The organism is Mesorhizobium sp. M0276 (genome assembly GCF_040321755.1).
In the GTDB taxonomy this organism is placed as follows: Bacteria; Pseudomonadota; Alphaproteobacteria; order Rhizobiales; family Rhizobiaceae; genus Mesorhizobium.
This window is the reverse complement of sequence record NZ_JAMYSC010000005.1, coordinates 116,725-138,158: the sequence shown is the minus strand read 5'-3', so window position 1 is coordinate 138,158 and position 21,434 is coordinate 116,725. Positions and strand designations below refer to the sequence as shown.

Here is a 21,434-nt window from a genome sequence, read left to right as displayed (position 1 = left end):
CGGGATGGGCTCGCCGTCAATTGCCGTCATCGGATATCTTGAGGAGGTGCCGCCGGCATTACAGCGATATGCCGTGATCACACCAGCTCCACTTCGACCACGCCCGGAACAGCCCGCATCGCCGAGGCGATCTGTGGCGAGATCCGGTAGCGGTTCGGCAGCTCGATCTCGATTTCCCCCTCGCCTTCTTCCTTGATCAGCACGAAGCTGACTTGGCCCTCGCCCTTGACGATCAGTTGGCCGGCCAGCGTGTTGATCGGCGCGGCGTTGCGCACGAAGATGCGCAGTGCCTTCTGGACGCGGCTTGCCTCGTCCTCCAGCGATTGCACCGAGTTGATGCGCAAATTGACGCCTTCCGGCCTGTCCTCGGCCGCAACGGTGATGACGACGGAGCGGCCGGCCTCGAGCAGGTCGCGATACTGCGCCAGTCCTTCCGAAAATAGCACGGCTTCGTACTGGCCGGATGTATCGGAAAAGGCGATGACGCCCATCTTGTTGCCGGTGCGCGTCTTGCGCTCCTGCTTGGACGTCACCGTGCCGGCTAGACGCCCGGCGGCGGCACCACGCTTGACGGCCGCCGAAAATTCGGCCCACGTCTGCACCCGCATCTTCTGCAGGGCCGCCTTGTACTCGTCGAGCGGGTGTGCCGAGAGATAGAAGCCGACCACCTGGAATTCGCGGTGCAGCCGGTCGGCGGCAAGCCACGGTTCCGTCGTCGGCAGATTGAGTGCCTGCGACTGGGCGCCGAGCGAGGCGCCGAAAATGTCGTGCTGACCGGAAACCGCGTTTTGCTGCGCCAGCGATGCCAGCCCCATCATGCGTTCCACGCCTGCCATCATCGAGGCGCGATCATGGCCGAAGCAGTCGAGCGCGCCGGCCATGATCAAGCTTTCGAAGACGCGCTTGCCGACGATCTTGGGATCGACCCGCTCGCAGAAATCGGCGAGATTCTTGAACGGCTTTTCGCCACGCTGGGCAACGATGTGCTCGACCGCCGCGTCGCCGACGCCTTTGAGCGCGGCCAGCGAATAGTAGATGCGGTTCTCACCGACCTCGAACGGACGAAAGCTCGATATTACCGACGGCGCCAGAACCTCGATGCCGAGGCGCAGCGCGTCCTGGCGGAAATCGGCGAGCTTGTCGGTGTTGCCCATGTCGAGCGTCATCGACGCCGCCAGGAACTCGACCGGATAATGCGCCTTGAGGTAGGCGGTCTGGTACGACACCACCGCATAGGCGGCGGCGTGCGATTTGTTGAAACCATAGTCGGCGAACTTGGCCAGCAGGTCGAAAATGAAGTCGGCTTGCGGCTTGCCGACGCCGCGCTCGACCGCGCCCGAAACGAAGCGTTCGCGCTGCTTGTCCATCTCGGCGCGGATCTTCTTGCCCATGGCGCGGCGCAGCAAATCGGCTTCGCCGAGCGAATAGCCGGCAAGCTCCTGCGCGATCTGCATCACCTGTTCCTGGTAGACGATGACGCCTTGCGTCTCTTTCACCAGATGGTCGATCTTGGGATGGATCGACGCCATCTCCTCCTCGCCATGCTTTCTGGCATTGTAGGTCGGGATGTTCTCCATCGGTCCCGGCCGGTACAGCGCCACCAGCGCGATGATGTCCTCGATGCAGTCGGGCCGCATACCGATCAGCGCCTTGCGCATACCGGCACTTTCCACCTGGAACACGCCGACCACTTCGCCTCGCGACAGCATGGCGTAGGTCTCGGGATCATCGAGCGGGATCGTCGCCAGGTCGATCTCGATGCCGCGCCGGCGGATCAATTTCACTGCCGTTTCGAGTACGGTCAGTGTTTTCAGGCCGAGGAAGTCGAATTTCACCAGCCCGGCCTGCTCGACATATTTCATGTTGAACTGGGTAACCGGCATGTCCGAGCGCGGATCGCGGTACATCGGCACCAGTTCCGACAGCGGCCGGTCGCCGATGACGATGCCGGCTGCGTGGGTCGAGGCGTGACGGTAGAGGCCCTCCAGCTTCTGCGCCATGTCGAGCAGCGTCTGGACGATCGGCTCCCTTTCGGCCTCTTCGGCAAAGCGCGGCTCATTGGCGATGGCATCGGCGAGCTTGACCGGATTGGCCGGATTCTGCGGCACCATCTTCGAGAGCTTGTCGACCTGGCCATAGGGCATCTGCAGCACGCGACCGACGTCACGCAGCACGGCGCGTGCCTGCAGCGTACCGAAGGTGATGATCTGGCCGACCTGGTCGCGGCCGTATTTCTGCTGGACGTAACGGATGACTTCCTCGCGGCGATCCTGGCAGAAGTCGATGTCGAAGTCGGGCATCGACACGCGGTCGGGGTTGAGGAAGCGTTCGAACAGCAGAGAAAAGCGCAACGGGTCGATGTCGGTGATGGTCGTCGAATAGGCGACCAGCGAGCCTGCGCCCGAACCGCGTCCCGGCCCGACCGGAATGCCCTGCGCCTTCGCCCATTTGATGAAGTCGGCAACGATCAGGAAGTACCCGGGGAACTTCATCTTGGTGATGATGCCGAGCTCGAAATTCAACCGCTCGCGATATTGCTCTACGGTGTAGCCGGCAGTCGGGCCATGCGCGGTCAGCCGCGCCTCAAGCCCCTCATGCGCCTGGCGGGCCAATTCGTCGGCTTCCGCCTGCAAGGCGGCATCATTGTCGGCGACATCGCCGCCGGTGAAGCGCGGCAGGATCGGGTTGCGATTCCTGGGATAGTAGGAGCAGCGCAGTGCGATCTCGACGGTGTTGTCGATCGCTTCCGGCAGATCGGCGAACAGCCGCGCCATATCGGCCTGGCTGCGCAGGAAATTGTCCGGCGACAGGCGCCGGCGATTGTCGACAGCGACGACAGAGCCCTCGGCGATGGCGATCAGCGCATCATGCGCGTCATAATCGTCGCGCGCCAAGAAGAACGCCTCGTTGGTGGCGACCAGCGGCAATTCATGGGCATAGGCAAGATCGATCGAGGATTTCTCGATCACCCGATCATAACCCGAAACCCGGTCCAGTTCGACATAGAGCCGGTCGCCGAACATCGACTTGAGGGTCAACAGCCGTGTTTCGGCCAGATCGCGGCGATCTTCCTTGAGCGCAATGCCGATCGGTCCGCGTGGCCCGCCACTGAGGCAGATCAGCCCGTCACAATAGCCTTGCATCATTTCGGTGGTCAGGTGCACGGCCTCGCCTGGCGGCGTTTCGAGGTAGACGCGGCTGACCAGCCTGACCAGATTGGAATAGCCGGCCTCGGTCGCGGCAAGCAGGACGACCGGCCGCATATCAGGCCCTTGCCGTCTGCGGTCGCGCTGGCCATCATTGCTTTCGCCGGAAAATGCGAGCGCAGCCTGGCAGCCGATGATCGGCTGGATGCCCTCCTTCACTGCCTTCTGCGCGAATTCCAGCGCGCCGAACAGATTGTTGGTGTCGGTGACGGCAATGGCGGGTGCTCCGTCCTTGACCGCGTGAGCCACCACCGTGCCGATCTGCAAGGCGCCCTCCAGCAGCGAATAGGCCGAATGCACACGCAGATGGACGAAAGGCCGTGCGGGCGCCTCCGGCCGCGCCGCCGCAATCGCTGCTTCGCGCTTCAGGGGATCGCGGGGAAGTTTTTCGTCGGCCATGGTGCTGCGTGAAGGTCCTTGAGTCGATGGAGATGTATTGTCCGGGACCGCGCGCTGCCAGTCCAGCACAAACCATTGCTGATCACAGGCTGCCTGCCCGGCTGGTCTTACGCAAACTCCATGATCACCGCGTCCACCGCCAGGCTGTCGCCCGGCCTGGCATTGAGTTTCGACACGACAAGGTCGCGATCGGCACGCAGCACGTTTTCCATCTTCATCGCCTCGACCACCGCCAGCGTCTCGCCGGCCTTGACCTCCTGGCCCTCGGCAACGGCAATCGACACGACAAGGCCAGGCATCGGGCAAAGCAGCATTTTCGACGTGTCCGGCGCTATTTTTTCCGGCATCAGCCTTTCAAGCTCGGCGATGCGCGGCAGCATGGCGCGCGCGGTCACCGACATGCCCTTCCAGGCAATGCGAAAGCCGTTGGCAACAGGCCTGATCTGGGCAGTAACCTTGCGCTTGCCGACCGTGCCGCGCCAGATCAGGTCGCCCGGCCGCCAGTCGGATGCGACGGTCAGCGGCTTGCCGCCCTCGATCGCCAGATCGACTTCCATCGGAATGGAAATCATGCCCTCGACGATCGACGCCGACAGATAGTCATCGCCGACCTTCACCACCCAGTCGCGCTTCAGCGCTCCCGAATGCGGCGCCAGTCGCCCGCCAAGCCGGTCGAGTCGGTCGCGGCGCAGCAGTTCAACCGCGGTCGCAATCGACGCCAGCACGGCTTTCTCGTCGTCGTTCGGCACGACGGGCGCAAAACCGTCGGGATATTCCTCCGATATGAAAGCGGTCGATATCAGCCCTTGCCGCCAGCGCGGATGCTGCATCAAGGCGGCAAGAAACGGAATGTTGTGCTCGATGCCGTCGACGACAAAGCTGTCGAGCGCTTCCGACATGGCATCGATAGCGGCGAGCCGCGTGGGCGCCCAGGTGCACAGCTTGGCGAGCATTGGATCGTAGAACATGGAGATTTCCGAGCCTTCGGTGACGCCGGTGTCGTTGCGGATGACGACATCGCCGAATTGTCCTTCCTCCGGCGGCCGATAGCGCGTCAGCCGGCCGATCGAGGGCAGGAAATTGCGGTACGGGTCCTCGGCATAAAGCCGGCTTTCCATCGCCCAGCCGTTCAGCTTGATATCGCCTTGCTTCAGGCCAAGCTTTTCGCCGGCGGCAACGCGGATCATCAGCTCGACCAGATCGATGCCGGTGATCAGCTCGGTCACCGGATGCTCGACCTGCAATCGTGTATTCATTTCAAGGAAATAGAAGTTCTTGTCCTTGTCGACGATGAACTCGACCGTGCCGGCGCTCTGGTAGTCGACTGCCCTGGCCAGCGCCACCGACTGCTCGCCCATGGCCTTGCGCGTATTGGCATCAAGGAACGGCGACGGCGCCTCTTCGGCGACCTTCTGGTTGCGGCGCTGGATCGAGCATTCGCGCTCGCCGAGATAGAGCGCGTTACCATGCGCGTCGGCCAGCACCTGGATTTCGATATGGCGTGGATCAACGATGAATTTCTCGATGAAGACGCGGTCGTCGCCAAACGAGCCCTTGGCTTCCGAGCGCGCACGATCGAAGCCGTCGCGCACTTCCGCCTGGCTCCAGGCGATGCGCATGCCCTTGCCGCCGCCACCTGCCGAGGCCTTGATCATCACGGGATAGCCGATCTCGCCGGCGATCCTTTCGGCATGGTCGGCATTTTCGATGACGCCGAGCCAGCCGGGCACAGTGGAAACCTTGGCGGCGTTGGCGAACTTCTTAGATTCGATCTTGTCGCCCATCGCCTTGATCGCTTTGGGCTTCGGGCCGATGAAAATGATCCCTTCCGCTTCCAGCGCCTCGCAGAAGGCCGCCCGCTCGGACAGGAACCCGTAGCCGGGGTGCACGGCCTGGGCGCCCGTCTCCTTGCAGGCGGCGATGATCTTTTCGGGGACGAGATAACTCTGCGCCGCGGGCGAAGGTCCGATATGCACCGCCTCGTCGGCCATTTCGACATGCACGGCATCGCGATCGGCATCGGAATAGACGGCAACCGTGGCGATGCCCATCTTGCGCGCCGTCCTGATGACGCGGCAGGCGATCTCGCCGCGATTGGCGATCAGGATTTTGGTGAACATGCGGAATGTCATCCCTCGGTCGGCTGTTCCTTTTATGGCCTGTGCTTGCAGGGTCAAGCCGACCATGCAAATCGCTGCCTTTCAATCGATTTGCGATTCCAATTCAGCGCTGTGGCCCAGTCCTGGCATCAGCTTCCAGTTGATCGCGTCGATAAAACCTGAAACCTTGGAAAAAAATTCGTATTGGAGGACGCCTGATGAAAACCCGCGCCGCAGTCGCTGTCGCCGCCGGAAAGCCGCTGGAGATCATGGAGGTCGACCTCGATGGTCCGCGCGAGGGCGAGGTGCTGGTCGAGATCAAGGCGACCGGCATCTGCCACACCGATGAGTTCACGCTTTCCGGCGCCGATCCCGAAGGCCTGTTCCCGGCCATCCTCGGCCACGAGGGCGCCGGCGTCGTCATCGATGTTGGCAAGGGCGTCACCTCGGTCAAGAAGGGCGATCACGTCATCCCGCTCTACACGCCCGAATGCCGGCAGTGCCCGTCCTGCCTGTCGCGCAAGACCAATCTATGCACGGCGATCCGCGCCACGCAGGGCCAAGGGCTGATGCCCGATGGTTCGTCGCGCTTCTCGATCGGCAAGGACAAGATCTTCCACTATATGGGCTGCTCGACCTTCTCGAATTTCACTGTGCTGCCCGAGATCGCGCTGGCCAAGGTCAACCCGGACGCCCCCTTCGACAAGATCTGCTACATCGGCTGTGGCGTCACCACCGGCATTGGTGCTGTCATCAACACGGCCAAGGTCGAGATCGGCGCGACCGCCGTCGTCTTCGGCCTCGGAGGCATTGGCTTGAATGTCATCCAGGGCCTGAAGCTCGCCGGCGCCGACATGATCATCGGCGTCGATTTGAACAACGACAAGAAGGCGTGGGGCGAAAAATTCGGCATGACGCATTTCGTCAATCCCAAAGAGATTGACGGCGACATCGTCCCCCACCTCGTCAACATGACCAAGCGCGGCGCCGACCAGATCGGCGGCGCCGACTACACATTCGACTGCACCGGCAACACCAAGGTTATGCGCCAGGCCCTGGAAGCCTCGCACCGCGGCTGGGGCAAGTCCGTCGTCATCGGCGTCGCCGGCGCTGGCCAGGAGATCTCGACGCGGCCGTTCCAACTTGTCACCGGGCGGACCTGGATGGGCACTGCCTTTGGCGGCGCGCGCGGCCGCACCGACGTGCCGAAGATCGTCGACTGGTACATGGACGGCAAGATCCAGATCGACCCGATGATCACCCACACGCTGAAGCTCGAGGACATCAACAAGGGCTTCGACCTCATGCATGAGGGCAAGTCGATCCGGAGTGTGGTTATTTACTGAAGACCACAAGCCGCCGACCAATCGGCCTGCGACCTCTGTGGTTCACAACTGGGAGGAGAAAAACATGGCGGAGAAACTGCATCCGAAAATCGACAATGGCTTGCCCCGGGAAAGCGCAAGCTTTGCCGGCGGCACGCTGGTCTGCGCCTGCACCAGCAATCCGGTCAAGGTTAAGGTGAAGGGCCAGATCGCGCACAATCACGCCTGCGGCTGCACCAAATGCTGGAAGCCGGAAGGCGCCCTGTTCTCGGTCGTTGCCGTGGCAGGGACGGGCGACGTCACCGTGACCGAGAACGGCGACAAGCTCAAGGTGGTCGACCCATCAGCGCTGATCCAGCGTCATGCCTGCACCGGCTGCGGTGTGCACATGCACGGACCGGTCGAGCGCGACCACGCGTTCAAGGGCCTGTCCTTCATCCACCCCGAGCGTTTCGTCGAGGATGGCTGGTCACCTCCGGGCTTCACCGCTTTCGTCTCGTCGATCATCGAATCGGGTGTCGATCCGAAGCGAATGGAGGGCATTCGTGCCCAGTTGAAGGGGATCGGGCTGGAACCCTATGACTGCCTCAATCCCGGCCTGATGGACTATATCGCCACCTGGACCGCCAAGAAGTCCGGGGCCTTGCCGGCCTGACAGCTGTAAGATTTCAGGGTCGGGGCCGGACACGTTTCCGGCCCCTGTCCATTTTGGAGAGACAATGCCGGCACCTGCCATTTACGTCGATGCAGACGCCTGCCCGGTCAAGGCCGAGGTCGAAAAGGTCGCCGAGCGCCATGGCGTCGTCGTCACCTACGTCTCCAATGGTGGCCTGCGGCCGTCGCGCGATCCGATGATCCGCAATGTCGTTGTCTCAAAGGGCGCCGATGCCGCCGACGACTGGATCGTCGACAACGCGAAATCCAACGACATCGTGATCACCGCAGACATTCCGCTCGCCGCTCGTGCGGTTGCCCTTGGCGCGCACGTGCTTGGGCCGACCGGACGTCCGTTCACGCCGGAAACGATCGGCATGGCGGTGGCGATGCGCGACCTGAAACAGCATCTGCGCGAGACCGGCGAGAGCAAGGGCTACAATGCCAGCTTCGCCCCACAGGACCGTTCGCGCTTTCTCGGCGAACTCGACCGCATCTTGCGGCGGGCGCTCAAATCCGTCACACCGGATTGATCCAAACGCCTTTCAGAGGCTGGCCATGGCCACCGACACGTCGATGAAACCGCCGATGCACCGACATACGCAGTTTCTCATGGCATTCTGCGTGGGCGTGACCGCGCTGGCGATCGCGCTCTTGTCTGGCCTGCTGCCTGCCCATTCGATTTCGATCGGCGCCAACGCGTTCTTCGTCACCTATCTCGCACTGGTCCTCGCGCAGATGCCGCATCTGAAAGCAAGTTATCTCAGCCACAACGCTCGCGACGCGGACCTTCCGGTGCTGGGCATCTTTGTCATCACGCTCGCCGTCGTCGGCGTCGCCATTTTCCTGCTGTTCAACGCCCGCGGCACTGCGCTCGTCTGGCTTTTGATCACACTTGTTTCGGTGCCGCTTGGCTGGTTCACGATCCATGTGATGGCGGCACTGCACTACGCCCATGTCTACTGGATGGACGGCGATGCGTTCGATGCCGACGCCAAGAAGATGCCGGTCGGCGGGCTGCTGTTTCCGGGCGGCAAACGGCCGGAAGGCTGGGATTTCCTCTACTTCTCGGCGGTCATTGGCATGACCGCACAAACCGCCGACACCAACATCACGACCTCGCATATGCGACGTGTCGTGCTTATCCATTCGATCCTTTCGTTCTTCTTCAACACGGTCATCGTCGCCGCCGCCGTCAATCTCGCCATCAATCTACGCTAGTCGTAATAAATCCGTGATCGGATGAAACATCGCTGTGGCTGACGACGTATCAGGAGAACAATAGGCGCGCTGGCCACGCCGCGAGGCCGGGAGACGAGACAAGATGGAAACGATTGCCAGAAGCCAATCCACCACCGAACCAGACATCTCCGCTTCGAGCGACAAAACCCTGATCTACCGTCAGTCGCGCTGGACGCGGCTGACGCATTGGCTCTGGGCCATTTCGCTGTTCTTCATGCTGCTGTCCGGCTTGCAGATCTTCAATGCCCGCCCGCAGCTCTATATCGGCAAGCAGTCTGGTTTTGGCTACAACAACACCATCTTCGCCATCGGCGCCGAGAACACCAACGTCGGGCCACGCGGCTACACTGAAATCCTTGGACATCGCTTCGACACCACAGGCGTACTTGGCTGGTCAGGGCCGGCGGGCCAGGAGACATCCCGCGCCTTTCCGTCCTGGGCGACCATCCCGTCCTACTACGACCTCGGCACCGCCCGTGTCGTCCATTTCTTCTTCGCCTGGATACTGACCACGACCTTGATCGTCTGGTTTGTCGCCAGCACCGTGAACGGCCATCTGCGCCGCGACCTCGCACCACGCCTCGACGACCTGAAGCGCTTGCCGCAGGACATCATCGATCACGCCAAGCTCAGATTCCACCACACGCGGGAGTACAACACGCTGCAGAAGATGGCTTATGGCGGCGTGCTGTTCGTCCTCCTGCCGCTGATGATCATCACCGGCCTGGCGATGTCGCCAAGCATGAACTCGGTGCTGCCGTTCCTCAACGATCTGCTCGGTGGCCGGCAGACGGCACGCACCATCCATTTCACCGTCATGGTGCTGCTGGTCGTTTTCTTCGTCGTCCATATCCTGATGATCCTGGCCGCCGGCCCGATAAACGAACTGCGCTCGATCATCACCGGCTGGTACCGCATCGACCCACCCGCACAGGACGACAAGACAACCGAGAGGAGTGCGTGACATGGCGAAGTTTGAGATAAGCCGCCGCAAATTCCTGACGGGTGCCAGTCTCGGTGCCTCCGGTATCATGCTGTCGGGCTGCGACGCCTTCGACAGCCAGCTAAGCGTTGGCAGTGGCTTGCGCAGTTTTCTCGAAAACGCCAATGACCTGACATACCGGGCACAGCGCCTGCTCGCGGGACGCGACGCGCTGGCGCCGGAATTCACCGAGGCCGACATCCGCCAGCCGCAGCGGCCGAATGGTGTGACTGCGCCGGACGACGATGTCTACAAGGGTCTGCTTGCCAACAACTTCGCCGACTGGCGGCTGGAAGTTTCAGGCCTGGTCGAAAAGCCGCTGTCGCTCAGCCGCGAGCAGTTGATGAACATGCCGAGCCGCACCCAGATCACCCGCCATGACTGCGTCGAAGGCTGGAGTTGCATCGCCAAATGGACCGGGACGCCGCTGTCGCTGGTGCTGGACCAGGCGGTGGTCAAGCCGCAGGCGCGCTACGCAATGTTCCATTGCCTCGACACGATTGACCGCAGCCTGTCGGGCGACATCAAATATTACGGCTCGATCGACCTGATCGATGCCCGTCACCCGCAGACGATCCTTGCCTATGGCGTGAACGGCAAGCCGCTGCCGGTTGAGAACGGCGCGCCGCTGCGCGTCCGTGTCGAGCGGCAGCTCGGCTATAAGATGCCAAAATATCTCTACAAGATCGAGTTGGTCGACGGCTTCGCCAGTATCGGCGGCGGTCGCGGCGGCTATTGGGAAGACAATGGCTACGACTGGTATGGCGGCATCTAACACCTGGGGAAATAATGCCCTGAGATCAGCGGTTTAACCCTCAGCACGTCAGGCAACCTTGTCGAGCAGCGGCCTGAGCGCCGGATGGATTTTCGGCGAGGCCTGCTTGATCAGGGTGAGCAAGGCGCGTTCGTTCTCGTAGAGAGGCCGGTCCAGGCCGATATGCTCGACCAGCCAGCCGGCTTCGCCGGCATCGATCGTCTCGGCGCGGCGAGCAAGCGCCTCGGCCGCCCTGTTCTTGGCTTCCCAATCGGCCTCGATGTCATCAGGGGACCGATAGGCCTCCATGATGCCGGCAAGGCCGCCGGAGATCATGCGGCTGAAGAAGCCGCCGATTTCCGGATCGGCGTGTTCGAGGAAGGTGTCACGGCGTAGTGCCACATCGCGCGTCGGCGCTTCATAACCGGCGGAACACATGACGAAATTGGCGATCGCCTTGACGAACAGCTCGTTCCAGGACGGATCGTTGCTGGCGTGGGCGGTCCGCTCGTTGATCTTGAACAGCACTTCTGCCTCGGCGCGCGTGATGGCAATGTTGCCGTCGCCACCGTGGGCATGGAGGATACGGCGCAGCAGTTCGACCTCCGCCTTGGCGATCAGCCCGGGAACCAGTGCGCCGCCGAGCATCAGCGGCCCCTTGCCATCGATGACGGCGTGGGCGACCTGTTGCAGCGCATAGACGCAAAGCTGGCCCGGCGACGATCTCGCCTCTTCCAGCACGTGCACCAGCAATTCGAGTTCGGTGCGGCTGTCGACCATGCCGTCGCGCGAGATCGTGCGGATCAGCCAGTCGGCATTGTCCTGCGAAATATAGCCCGACGGCTTCTCCTGGTGGACGATGTAGTCGGTGACCGCCTCGATGAAGAAAAGCGGCCATTCCGGGCATTTGTCCTTCGCCGTGGCATCGAGCGCAAACAGCGCCTCGGCTTCGCCGCGCGTCACTACACCGTCGCCGAACACCTCTCGGCGCAACATCGTCACGTCCTCCGTGGCGATGCGGCTTTTCGAGGTCAGCCCCGCCACCGGCGCGCTCATGATCAATTCGCCCATTTGTCGTCCCCGTCCGCCGCCGTCCAATGCCGGCCCCAAAGCGTCATGGCTGCCAAGATATCAGCAGTGTCTTGAAAAACCGGCAAACGGCGTGGTTAGCGAAGACTTGTCGGCCAATGCATGTCGCCCAAGGTGTGCCGCGGGCTTGAGAGAACGACATGCATCAGCACAAGTATCTAAAGCGCATCGCCAGCGCGGCGCACTTTAGATGTCGCTGACAGGTGACAAGCCGTCGCGCACAAGCTATGGATGGCGCGTCGAGGACTCAGGGTCTGAGTCCTACCTGTTTGCGGGAGAGAGCAGCGAACGCTGCCGCCGAAGGGGAAATCGCCCGAAATCTCTCAGGCAAAAGAACCGTAGACGGGAAAGACACTCTGGAAAGTCGGGGCTTGCCCCCGCGCCGAAGGTGTAAGCGCCGCTGACAGAGTTCCGGCTGCGCAAGTCTCTCAGGCTTCAGACAGAGGGGCACGGACTGGTCGCCATTCGCGACCGATTGCGTGCGACTCTGGAGATGACATGACGGGCGACGACAGCAAACACCTTCCCCTCGAAGATATCCATGTGGCCGCTGGTGCGCGCTTTGGCGCCTTTGCCGGCTGGTCGATGCCGCTGACCTATCCGGCCGGCGTCATGAAGGAACACCTTCACACCCGCGAACAGGCCGGCCTGTTCGACATCTCGCATATGAAACTGTTCGAGGTCAGCGGGCCGGAGGCGGTTTCACTGCTCAATCGCGCCTGTCCGCTGGACGCTGGCGCGCTCGAAATCTCGCAATCCAAACTGTCCTTTTTCCTCAACGAAGCAGGCGGCATTCTGGACGATCTGATCGTCACCAGGCTTGGCGATATCAGGTTCATGGTGGTGGCTAACGCCGGCAATGCCGTCGCCGACGAAAAGCATTTGCGTGCGCTTGCCGCGGATTTCGACGTCCGGGTCGAGGCGCTCGACCGCGTCTTCCTGGCTATCCAGGGTCCTGAGGCCTGGGCGGCCCTTTCCCGAGCCGGCATCGAGACGGGCTCGCTACTGTTCATGCATGGTGTCGAACCGCGCAGGAACTGGTTCATGAGCCGCTCCGGCTATACCGGCGAGGACGGCTTCGAAATCGGGCTGCCGGAGGCCGATGCGCGCGATCTCGTTGCGAAGCTGCTTGGCGATGAACGCGTGCTGTGGATCGGGCTGGCCGCTCGCGACAGCCTGAGGCTGGAGGCAGGACTCTGTCTGCATGGTCAGGACATCACGCCGGAGACCGACCCGGCCAGCGCCGCATTGATGTGGGCGATCCCAAAGGAGGTTCGCGCTTCCGGCACTTTCATCGGCGCCGATGCGCTCCGCGCTGCCGTGGAACGGGGGCCCGCGCAGAAGCGCGTCGGGCTGAAGCCGGAAGGCCGCCAGCCGGTGCGCGCCGGTGCTGCGCTCTTTGACGCCGACGGCAAGCCCGCCGGCCATGTCACATCGGGCGGGTTTGGCCCGTCTGCCGGCCATCCGGTCGCGATGGGCTATGTCATGGCACCCCTGGCCAAGCCCGGAACACGGGTTTTCGCCGATGTTCGCGGCACGAAGATCCCCGTCGATATCAGCTCCCTGCCGTTCACGCCGCATCGCTACCGCAAAGGATAATTTCAATGGCAAAGACCTATTTCACATCAGATCACGAATGGCTCCGCGTCGAGGGCGGCATCGCCACCGTCGGCATCACCGATTACGCGCAGGAACAACTCGGCGATCTCGTCTTCGTCGAACTGCCCGAAACCGGAAAGAAGCTGAGCAAGGGCGATACCGCCGTCGTCGTCGAATCCGTCAAGGCGGCTTCCGATGTCTATGCACCCGTCGACGGCGAGATCACCGAAGCCAACGCCACGCTGTCGTCGGATCCGTCGCTGGTCAACTCGGCGGCAACCGGGGCCGGCTGGCTGTGGAAGATGAAGCTCGCCGACGAAAGCCAGCTCGCCGGCCTCATGGACGAAGCCGCTTACAAAGCCCATATCGGCTGACATCAGGACTCGAAAGACATGACCGCAGCACCCTACCCCTTCTCGGCCCGCCATATCGGCCTCGGCCTCAACGACACCAGAGCGATGCTGGCCGCTATCGGCGTGCCCTCCGTCGAGACCCTGATCAGCCAGTCGGTGCCGAGGTCGATCCGGCTCGACCGGCCGCTCGCTCTGCCGGCACCTGCAAGCGAGGCGGAGGCGCTGGCCGAACTTTCGGCTGTCATGGCAGGGAATACGGTGCTGAAGAGCTTCATCGGCGCCGGCTACCACGGCGTTGATGTGCCGCCGGTGATCCAGCGCAACCTGTTCGAGAACCCGGCTTGGTATACGGCCTACACACCCTATCAGGCCGAGATCAGCCAGGGCCGTCTGGAAATGCTGTTCAACTTCCAGACGCTGGTCACCGAATTGACCGGTCTGCCGGTGGCGTCGGCATCGCTGCTGGACGAGGCGACGGCGGTGGCTGAAGCCGTCGGCATCGCCTTGCGCCATCACCGCGACAAGCGCACCAAGATCGCATTTGCCGGCACGCCGCATCCGCAGACGCTGGATGTGGTGCGCACCCGCGCCGAGCCGCTCGGCATCGAGATCAATGGCGAGACGACCGACGACAACACCGCCGCCCTGCTCGTCTCCTGGCCGGATACGTTTGGTGTCTATGGCGACCACAAGGCAGCGATCGACAAGGCGCGCGCCACCGGCGCCATCGTCGTCTTCATCGCCGACCCGCTCGGCCTGACGCTGACCGATGCGCCGGCCAAGCTTGGCGCCGACATTGCCGTCGGTCCGATGCAGCGCTTTGGCGTGCCGATGGGCTTTGGCGGTCCGCACGCCGCCTATTGCGCCGTCTCGGACAAGTTGACGCGGCTGATGCCAGGCCGCCTTGTCGGCCAGTCCACCGATAGCAAGGGCCGGCCCGGCTACCGGCTTGCCTTGCAGACACGCGAGCAGCATATCCGCCGCGACAAGGCGACATCCAATATCTGCACTGCTCAGGCGCTGCTCGCCAACATGGCGACTGCTTACGCCATCTGGCACGGCCCCGCCGGGCTGCAGGCGATTGCCGGGCGCATCCATGCGCTGGCCAACCGTCTCGCAAGCGGCCTCGATGCGGCAGGCGTGTCGGTGATCGGTGCGAGCCGTTTCGACACTGTGACCGTGAAGACCAAGAGCAAGGCGGCGCAGATCGCCACTGCGGCTGAAAAGACCGGCCGGCTTCTGCGCGTCATCGATGCCGACCATGTCGGCATCAGCTTCGACGAAACGTCGACCGATGCCGATCTCGACGCGATCGCGGCCCTGTTCGGCGCCAAGGCCGGCCCCTCCGCCGACCGGACAGTGCCCGGCAAGCCGCGCGGCAAGGAGTTTCTGACCCAACCAGTTTTCCATGAAAACAAGTCGGAAACCGAGATGATGCGCTTCCTGCGCAGACTGGCCGACAAGGATCTGGCTCTCGATCGCGCCATGATCCCGCTGGGTTCCTGCACCATGAAGCTCAACGCTGCCGCGGAGATGATGCCGGTGAGTTGGCCAAGCATCGCCAATTTGCATCCCTTCGCGCCAGCCGCGCACTCGGCCGGCTATCGCGCCATGATCGCCGAACTGGAAGCCTGGCTATCGGAAATCACCGGCTTCGACGCCGTCACCTTGCAGCCCAATGCCGGCAGCCAGGGTGAATATGCCGGCCTGCTCGCCATTCGCAGCTATCACCGCTCACGCGGCGACAATCACCGCACCGTCTGCCTGATCCCTTCGTCCGCGCATGGCACCAACCCGGCAAGTGCTGCGATGGCCGGCATGAGCGTCGTCGTCGTGCGCTGCACCGATGATGGCAACATCGACATGGACGATATGAAGGCCAAGGCGGCCGAGCACGCACCAAATCTTGCCGCGCTGATGTTCACCTATCCCTCGACGCATGGCGTGTTCGAGGAAGGCGCGCGTGATCTCTGCGCGCTGATCCATGAGCATGGCGGCCAGGTCTATTTCGACGGCGCCAACCTCAATGCGCTGGTTGGGCTTGCCCGTCCAGGCGACATCGGTGCCGACGTCTGCCACATGAACCTGCATAAGACCTTCTGCATTCCGCATGGCGGCGGCGGGCCCGGCGTCGGCCCGATCGGCGTCAAGGCGCATCTGAAGCCGTATTTGCCGGGCCATGTCACCGAAGGCTCGGGCCATGCCGTTTCCGCTGCTCCCTTCGGCAGCGCTTCGATCCTGCCGATCACCTGGATGTATATCCGCATGATGGGCGCGTCGGGCCTCAAGCAAGCGACTGAAACTGCGATTTTGTCCGCAAACTACATCGCGATGCGGCTCGATGCGCATTTCCCGGTGCTCTACAAAGGCAGCCAGGGGCGCGTCGCGCATGAATGCATCCTCGACACCCGCGTACTCAAGGACAGCGCCGGCATCAGTGTCGATGACATCGCCAAGCGCTTGATCGACTATGGTTTTCACGCGCCGACCATGTCGTTCCCGGTCGCCGGCACGCTGATGGTGGAGCCGACCGAGTCCGAGCCCAAGCGCGAACTCGACCGCTTCTGCGAGGCGATGATCGCCATATCAGGAGAAGCCGCGAAAGTGGCCAGGGGCGAATGGCCTTTAACGGACAATCCGCTGGTCAACGCGCCGCACACCGCCGCCGAGGCGCTGGCCGGCCAGTGGACCCATCCCTATTCGCGCCTGGAAGCGGCCTATCCCGCCGGCGACGCCGACACGTCGGCCAAATACTGGCCGCCGGTGTCACGCATCGACAATGTCGCCGGCGACCGCAACCTGGTCTGCTCGTGCCCACCTCTGTCGGATTATCTGGGCGCGGCGGAATAATTAAGCGGAGCGCAAGGCCGGCTCGACCGGGTCGGCCTTGCCTAGCGCCGCCCGACCGATGACGCAATTTCGACCGGCGCGCTTGGCGGAATAGAGCGCCGCGTCGGCTTCGGCAAGCACGTCATCGAGGGTGCGGCCGCTTACCTCGCCAAAGCCGAGGCCGCCGCTGACCGTGCTGCGCAACTTGCCGAGTTGTGTGGCGACGATCTCGGTGCCGAAGGCCACACAGATCTTGCTGGCGAGATCATGGGCCTTCTCTTCCGTCATTCGCGACATGACGACGGCGAATTCCTCGCCACCCAGGCGAAAGGCGTCGACGCCGGTCCTGGCATATTTCTTGATGACTGCGGCGAAGCGGCACAGGACCTGGTCCCCTACCGGGTGACCATAGACATCGTTCGTCCGCTTGAAATGATCGAGGTCGAACATGACGACGGACATGAACGGACCGAAACTCCGCTCGCCGTAGAGTGACTTCAACGCCCGGCGGTTCATCAACCCCGTCAGAGGGTCGGTCATGGTCTCGGCCTTCAGCTCGATCTGCGCCTGCAGATGGTGGAGCGAGAGCGTCAAGGCACCGAGTCCGGTCATGCAGGCCACGGCCACGACGGAATTCAGCCGTTCGGCCCAGTTGTCGGGCGCGACCGCGAGCGTCCATTGCCCTTTGGTCAGCAGAACCACGCCACAAAGCGCAAACGAAACCGCGCAGGTTCCGCTCAGAAACGAAACCACAAGCAGGATCCGGCGATCATGGCTGCCGTTGATCCAGAACATGGCGCCGATCGCCGACAGCAGCGCCGTCACCGTGGTGTAGGTGACGATGAAGCCGACGCCGTCAAGGCCCAGGAAGCTGACGGCGGCACAGACAGCCATGGCGGCAACCGCCGGCGCAACGGCACGTCTGTAGCCGGGCGCGCCCAGATATTGCATGGCCGACACGCAAATAATCAGGAAACCCAGGCTGAGCAACGCAAGCACGATCTGGCAAAGCAGTGGATCGGGATCCTTGGTGTATTGCCAGAACAGGACCACATGCGCGACGAGCACCAGAATGCCGCACGCCACCGTCAGCACGAAGCCTGCCTTGGGCGCGGTGAACCAGATCGCAAACATGGTGACGCTAAGGCAGATGCCCGACAGCGCGGCTGCGAGCAGGAGCGAACTGAAGTCCAGCATATCGGGCGAAGGCCTCTCGAGCGACGGCGGGTTGCGCTGTATTCTAGGTTAGCCGCAGCTCTCAGACATGGTTTTCAGCCGATCTTTCGATCGCAACCTGCCGATAGGGTTTACAAAGCGTCGATGCCTTATGTCCCGAAACCGGACCCCTACAGCAATTCCAGGAAAAGTGTGAAACGGTTTTCCCGGGAAAAGCGTATAGCGCTTTTCCTCGGGAATTGCGTCAAGACAAGGAGTAGGAAGCAACGACCAGATCAACCCTTGTTCAGCAAGGCCAGATTGGCGTTGACGACCGTGGTATCCGTCATGCCCGCCTTCGCTTCGAGCAGCAACGCCTTGGCCATCTTGCGATTGCCGCGCAGCAGTTGCGAATAGCCCATGTTGTTGACGATCTGCGGCTTGCGGCCTGCGACTTTCAAAAGCTGGCCGTAGGCGCGATCGGCGAAGTCGAAGCGGCCGAGTTCATCATAGGAAGCGGCGAGCCCCATCCAGGCCTCCGCATCGTCCGCCCTCAACTCGACGGCCTTGCGGAAGTGCTTTTCGGCGAGGCCGTAATTGGCGTCACGAAACTGCGCCTTGCCTTGCGCCAGATCGGAGGTGTCGATGTCCTTTGCCACCGGTTGGATAGCGGTGGTCTTGGTGGCGTCGACGCCACCCGTCGTGCAGCCAGACATCATCAAGACGGCCGCCATGGCGGCCATTGCCGTGAAGTTATTGCGACGCATGCCCCTGCCTCATCGCCCGATTTGCCGGGTCGTTCTCCAGGAAACAAACTACATTAGCGGCAATTAAACTTCGGTGCCAAAATGCCGCTAAAATTTGGTTTCGAGCACACCAGCCATTAACCACCCAGGCATAAGTGGAAGGCTTCACGGCTCCAAGGCTTTGAGCCCCTCGGGAAACTGGTAGCGACTGCCGTCATAGCGCAGCCGGTAGGTGCGCTTCACGGACTTGCCGGGATGAGACTGGCACTCACCATTCTCATCGGCGGACCAATTGTCCATATCCACCCGCTCGACCACGGTGATGTCGTGATAGCCATGGTGGCTTGCCGGGCTCATCGCCAGGCTGACCTGGCTCGACTGAAAGGATCCCGCGCAACTGCCGTCGCCTTCGCCGCCAAAGCCGGCCACGTCGATGCCGTCGAGCACCAGGCGCAGGGCATCGCCGGCGAGGGCATAGAGCCGCAGGTCGGTTTCCCTGAAGGGGTTGGGCTGCGAACGGTTTGCCATTTCGATGCGCAGGCCGAAGGCGCCGACATTGGGCGCCAGCCTGTAGCGGCCGGTATCGAATTCGATCTTGCGGATGTCGATGGCATCATCGGTGATCAGCCCTGGCTGGAGCAAGCGCTGGCGCACCTCCAGGCTGTTCCTGTCGACGACCAGAAGCTCGATATCGCCGACATGCCCGTCGTCGCGGGACTGGGCGCTGTCGGTAAGCGGCACCGCGACCAAGAGCAGGTCGTCACGGGCGGGCCAGATTTTGCAGACCAGGCCAAATGGCGCATCGCTATCCGTCAGGGCGATGCTGATATGGGGCTCGAGCGTGAACGAGGCGCCGTCGGCGCTCTTTTGAGCCTTGGGATAGGCCTGCTGCACCAGTGCGGCGGCATCGCCGCAATCGTCGGCGATGGCCAAGGCGGGCGACAAGCCGGCGGCGACAAGACCGAGAAAGAGGGTGCGCAGCAGAATTCGCATGGGCTTCTCACGTTGCGGCGTCGAGTTCGGCAGAGTAACCGGTGGTCAGCCCCTCGCTAGGGCTCCCGTGGGCACTCGCTAGTGCGCCGTCATTTTGACGATGACTGGAATGGCCGCAATCATCAACACCACCGGCAGGATGCACACCACCACCGGGACCGACATCTTGGCCGGCAACGCATGTGCCTTTTCCTCGGCCAGCGACATGCGCTTGTGGCGCATGTCGTCGGAAAAGACGCGCAGCGCCCCAGACAGGCTGGTGCCGAGTTCCTTGGACTGTTGCAGCAGCGTGGCGAAGGAACGCACCTCGTCCAGGCTGAGGCGATCGGCGAGTGCCTTCAGCGCATCGTCAAGGCTGCGCCCGGCCCGCAGCTCCAGCGACACCAGCTGCAGGTTTTGGCTAAGCGCGGGGTAGGTCTTGGCGAGTTCCTTCGAGACGCGCTCGATGCCGGCCTCCATGCTCATGCCGGCATCGGAGCAGACGATCATCAGGTCCATGAAATCGGGAAAGCCGTTGCGGTACTCACGCCTGCGTTCGCGCACTTTCTGGCTCAGCACCAGGCCGGGCAGGAAATAGCCGGCCGCTCCTGACAGGATGACGAATGTCCAGCGGCTGGCCATCGTCGCGTCGGGGCTCGCCATCCACCGGTTGAGCACGAACACGCCGATTGCCGTGCCGACCATCGCGGTGAACCGGATCAGGAAGAACATGCCGACAGCGCGCGGCTCCATATATCCCGCCTGGATAAGCTTCATGCGCAGCCGGGCGACATTTTCCGGATCGCTCCTGGCGTAGAATTCCTGCGCCCTCTTAACCGCCTTCTCGCGCACGACGCCGGTATTCTTCTTCTGCACCGGCTCGGGTTTCGCGGCGACGGGACCGTCATCGACCTTGAGCCGGCGCTTGACCTCGTTGCGATCGCCCTTCGCCGCCATCATCGGCCAGGCGAACGCGGCAGCACCCGCGGCCAGCAGCAGGACGGCCACCGGCATCAACGAGGTCGGCGCAAGCGAGGCGAGGAATTCGACAAAGCCCTGCATGTCAGAACTTGAAATTCGACATCTTGAACATCATCAGATTGCCGAGCATCAGCCAGGTGATCGAGCCCCCCATCAGGTACCATGTCTTTGGCACGTCCCAGACGTCGCGGTAGAAGCCCGGCATCAGCGCCATGATGGCGGTAAACAGCAATACCGGGACCGCCGTCAGGATGTAGGCCGACATCCGGCCCTCTGTCGCGATGGCGCGCACCTTGCGGCGCAGCTTGCCGCGCTCGCGGATCGTCGTCGCCAGGCCGTCGAGGATCTCGCGCAGATTGCCGCCCGAACTGGTCTGGATCGAGACGGCGGTGACGAACAGCGGCAGATCCTCCTGACCGACCCGGTCGAAGAGCGAGTTCAGCGCCGACACCAGATCGGAGCCATAAGTCACTTCGTCGGCGATGACGCCGAATTCGGAGCCGATCGGGTCCGGCATCTCGCGCGCCACCATGGCGATCGCCACCGGCACCGGGTGGCCGGCCTTCAGACCACGCGTGATCAGCTCCAGTGCCTCCGGCAGCTGTACGCCGAACCGCTTCAGCCGCCGCTTGCGCTTGAAACGCAGCGTCAGCACCGGCAGAATCGGCACAAGCATCACAAATAGGACAAGCCCCATCAGCAGCGGCAAGCCGTACCAGATGGCGACCAAGGCCATGGCCATCGCCACGCCGCAGGTAATCATCAGGAATTTCGGCACCGGCATGATCATGCCCGACTGGATTCGCAAAGCGCGGAACCGGTCCGCCGAAAACAGCGGCGTGCCCGCTTCAAGGCCGCGCTCCTTGCGCAGCTGGACGAGCACCTGCTCCTGGCTGATCTTGTTTTCCTGCAGTTTCATGCGCCGGTTGATGGCTGTGCGCTTGTCGCTGCGGCCGGCATAAAGCAGGTAGCAGGCCTCGGCGATCAGGATGCCGGTCAGGGCTGCCGCGGCATAGACGACATAAATCGCGCTGAATCCGTCGAACACT

At 62.7% G+C, this 21,434-nt stretch carries 17 protein-coding genes and 1 riboswitch; of the genes, 9 read left to right on the top strand and 8 right to left on the bottom strand.

What is annotated here, in order from left to right; genetic code table 11:
• Nucleotides 1-77: 77 nt before the first annotated feature.
• Both dnaE and NKJ01_RS06375 read right to left on the bottom strand, forming a co-directional pair.
• Complete coding sequence (gene dnaE, locus NKJ01_RS06380) at nucleotides 78-3,605, bottom strand: DNA polymerase III subunit alpha (protein ID WP_352726878.1); 3,528 nt, start codon at nucleotides 3,603-3,605, stop codon at nucleotides 78-80.
• Between the two features lie 107 nt (nucleotides 3,606-3,712).
• Nucleotides 3,713-5,725 (bottom strand): acetyl-CoA carboxylase biotin carboxylase subunit, encoded by a 2,013-nt coding sequence (locus NKJ01_RS06375; protein WP_352726877.1) that lies wholly within the window; start codon nucleotides 5,723-5,725, stop codon nucleotides 3,713-3,715.
• A gap of 197 nt (nucleotides 5,726-5,922) precedes the next feature.
• Here NKJ01_RS06375 and NKJ01_RS06370 point away from each other — a divergent pair, with 197 nt between their 5' ends.
• The 6 genes from NKJ01_RS06370 to NKJ01_RS06345 all read left to right on the top strand — a co-directional run bounded on the left by NKJ01_RS06370 (nucleotide 5,923) and on the right by NKJ01_RS06345 (nucleotide 10,682).
• The gene (locus NKJ01_RS06370) at nucleotides 5,923-7,050 is read left to right on the top strand and encodes an S-(hydroxymethyl)glutathione dehydrogenase/class III alcohol dehydrogenase (RefSeq protein ID WP_352726876.1); all 1,128 of its coding nucleotides are present in this window, start codon (nucleotides 5,923-5,925) and stop codon (nucleotides 7,048-7,050) included.
• A gap of 64 nt (nucleotides 7,051-7,114) precedes the next feature.
• Nucleotides 7,115-7,684 carry an S-(hydroxymethyl)glutathione synthase gene (gene gfa, locus NKJ01_RS06365; RefSeq protein WP_023757526.1) on the top strand — a complete coding sequence of 190 codons (570 nt, stop codon included), beginning with the start codon at nucleotides 7,115-7,117 and terminating at the stop codon, nucleotides 7,682-7,684.
• A 64-nt stretch (nucleotides 7,685-7,748) separates the two neighbouring features.
• The gene (locus NKJ01_RS06360) at nucleotides 7,749-8,216 is read left to right on the top strand and encodes a YaiI/YqxD family protein (protein WP_352726875.1); all 468 of its coding nucleotides are present in this window, start codon (nucleotides 7,749-7,751) and stop codon (nucleotides 8,214-8,216) included.
• A gap of 25 nt (nucleotides 8,217-8,241) precedes the next feature.
• Entirely contained in the window at nucleotides 8,242-8,904 is a 663-nt protein-coding gene (locus NKJ01_RS06355; protein WP_352726874.1) for a DUF1345 domain-containing protein, read from the top strand.
• A gap of 103 nt (nucleotides 8,905-9,007) precedes the next feature.
• Nucleotides 9,008-9,889, top strand: a complete 882-nt coding sequence (locus NKJ01_RS06350; RefSeq protein ID WP_352726872.1) for a cytochrome b/b6 domain-containing protein — start codon at nucleotides 9,008-9,010, stop codon at nucleotides 9,887-9,889.
• A 1-nt stretch (nucleotide 9,890) separates the two neighbouring features.
• On the top strand, nucleotides 9,891-10,682 hold the full coding sequence (locus NKJ01_RS06345; protein ID WP_352726871.1) for a molybdopterin-binding protein: 792 nt from the start codon (nucleotides 9,891-9,893) through the stop codon (nucleotides 10,680-10,682).
• A gap of 48 nt (nucleotides 10,683-10,730) precedes the next feature.
• Here the strand turns inward: NKJ01_RS06345 and NKJ01_RS06340 are convergent, their stop codons facing one another.
• Entirely contained in the window at nucleotides 10,731-11,732 is a 1,002-nt protein-coding gene (locus NKJ01_RS06340) for a hypothetical protein (protein ID WP_352726870.1), read from the bottom strand.
• Nucleotides 11,733-12,012: 280 nt separating this feature from the next.
• Nucleotides 12,013-12,099: riboswitch (glycine riboswitch) on the top strand.
• A gap of 149 nt (nucleotides 12,100-12,248) precedes the next feature.
• Between NKJ01_RS06340 and gcvT the strand changes: the two genes are divergently transcribed.
• From gcvT to gcvP, 3 genes are read left to right on the top strand one after another with little or no spacing between them, the layout of a single operon-like run.
• On the top strand, nucleotides 12,249-13,349 hold the full coding sequence (gene gcvT / locus NKJ01_RS06335) for a glycine cleavage system aminomethyltransferase GcvT (protein ID WP_352726868.1): 1,101 nt from the start codon (nucleotides 12,249-12,251) through the stop codon (nucleotides 13,347-13,349).
• A gap of 5 nt (nucleotides 13,350-13,354) precedes the next feature.
• Nucleotides 13,355-13,723, top strand: a complete 369-nt coding sequence (gene gcvH, locus NKJ01_RS06330) for a glycine cleavage system protein GcvH (RefSeq protein ID WP_352726866.1) — start codon at nucleotides 13,355-13,357, stop codon at nucleotides 13,721-13,723.
• A gap of 18 nt (nucleotides 13,724-13,741) precedes the next feature.
• Nucleotides 13,742-16,552 carry an aminomethyl-transferring glycine dehydrogenase gene (gene gcvP / locus NKJ01_RS06325; RefSeq protein ID WP_352726864.1) on the top strand — a complete coding sequence of 937 codons (2,811 nt, stop codon included), beginning with the start codon at nucleotides 13,742-13,744 and terminating at the stop codon, nucleotides 16,550-16,552.
• Here gcvP and NKJ01_RS06320 read toward each other — a convergent pair whose 3' ends face one another.
• The 5 genes from NKJ01_RS06320 to NKJ01_RS06300 form a co-directional block, all read right to left on the bottom strand.
• Nucleotides 16,553-17,728 carry a GGDEF domain-containing protein gene (locus tag NKJ01_RS06320; RefSeq protein WP_352726862.1) on the bottom strand — a complete coding sequence of 392 codons (1,176 nt, stop codon included), beginning with the start codon at nucleotides 17,726-17,728 and terminating at the stop codon, nucleotides 16,553-16,555. It abuts the gene before it with no gap.
• Nucleotides 17,729-17,982: 254 nt separating this feature from the next.
• On the bottom strand, nucleotides 17,983-18,453 hold the full coding sequence (locus NKJ01_RS06315; protein WP_352726861.1) for a hypothetical protein: 471 nt from the start codon (nucleotides 18,451-18,453) through the stop codon (nucleotides 17,983-17,985).
• Between the two features lie 144 nt (nucleotides 18,454-18,597).
• Nucleotides 18,598-19,425 carry a PA3715 family protein gene (locus NKJ01_RS06310; RefSeq protein WP_352726859.1) on the bottom strand — a complete coding sequence of 276 codons (828 nt, stop codon included), beginning with the start codon at nucleotides 19,423-19,425 and terminating at the stop codon, nucleotides 18,598-18,600.
• 78 nt (nucleotides 19,426-19,503) lie between these two features.
• Nucleotides 19,504-20,466 (bottom strand): type II secretion system F family protein, encoded by a 963-nt coding sequence (locus tag NKJ01_RS06305; protein ID WP_023757538.1) that lies wholly within the window; start codon nucleotides 20,464-20,466, stop codon nucleotides 19,504-19,506.
• Nucleotide 20,467: 1 nt separating this feature from the next.
• Nucleotides 20,468-21,433, bottom strand: a complete 966-nt coding sequence (locus tag NKJ01_RS06300; protein WP_352726857.1) for a type II secretion system F family protein — start codon at nucleotides 21,431-21,433, stop codon at nucleotides 20,468-20,470.
• Nucleotide 21,434: the final 1 nt, after the last annotated feature.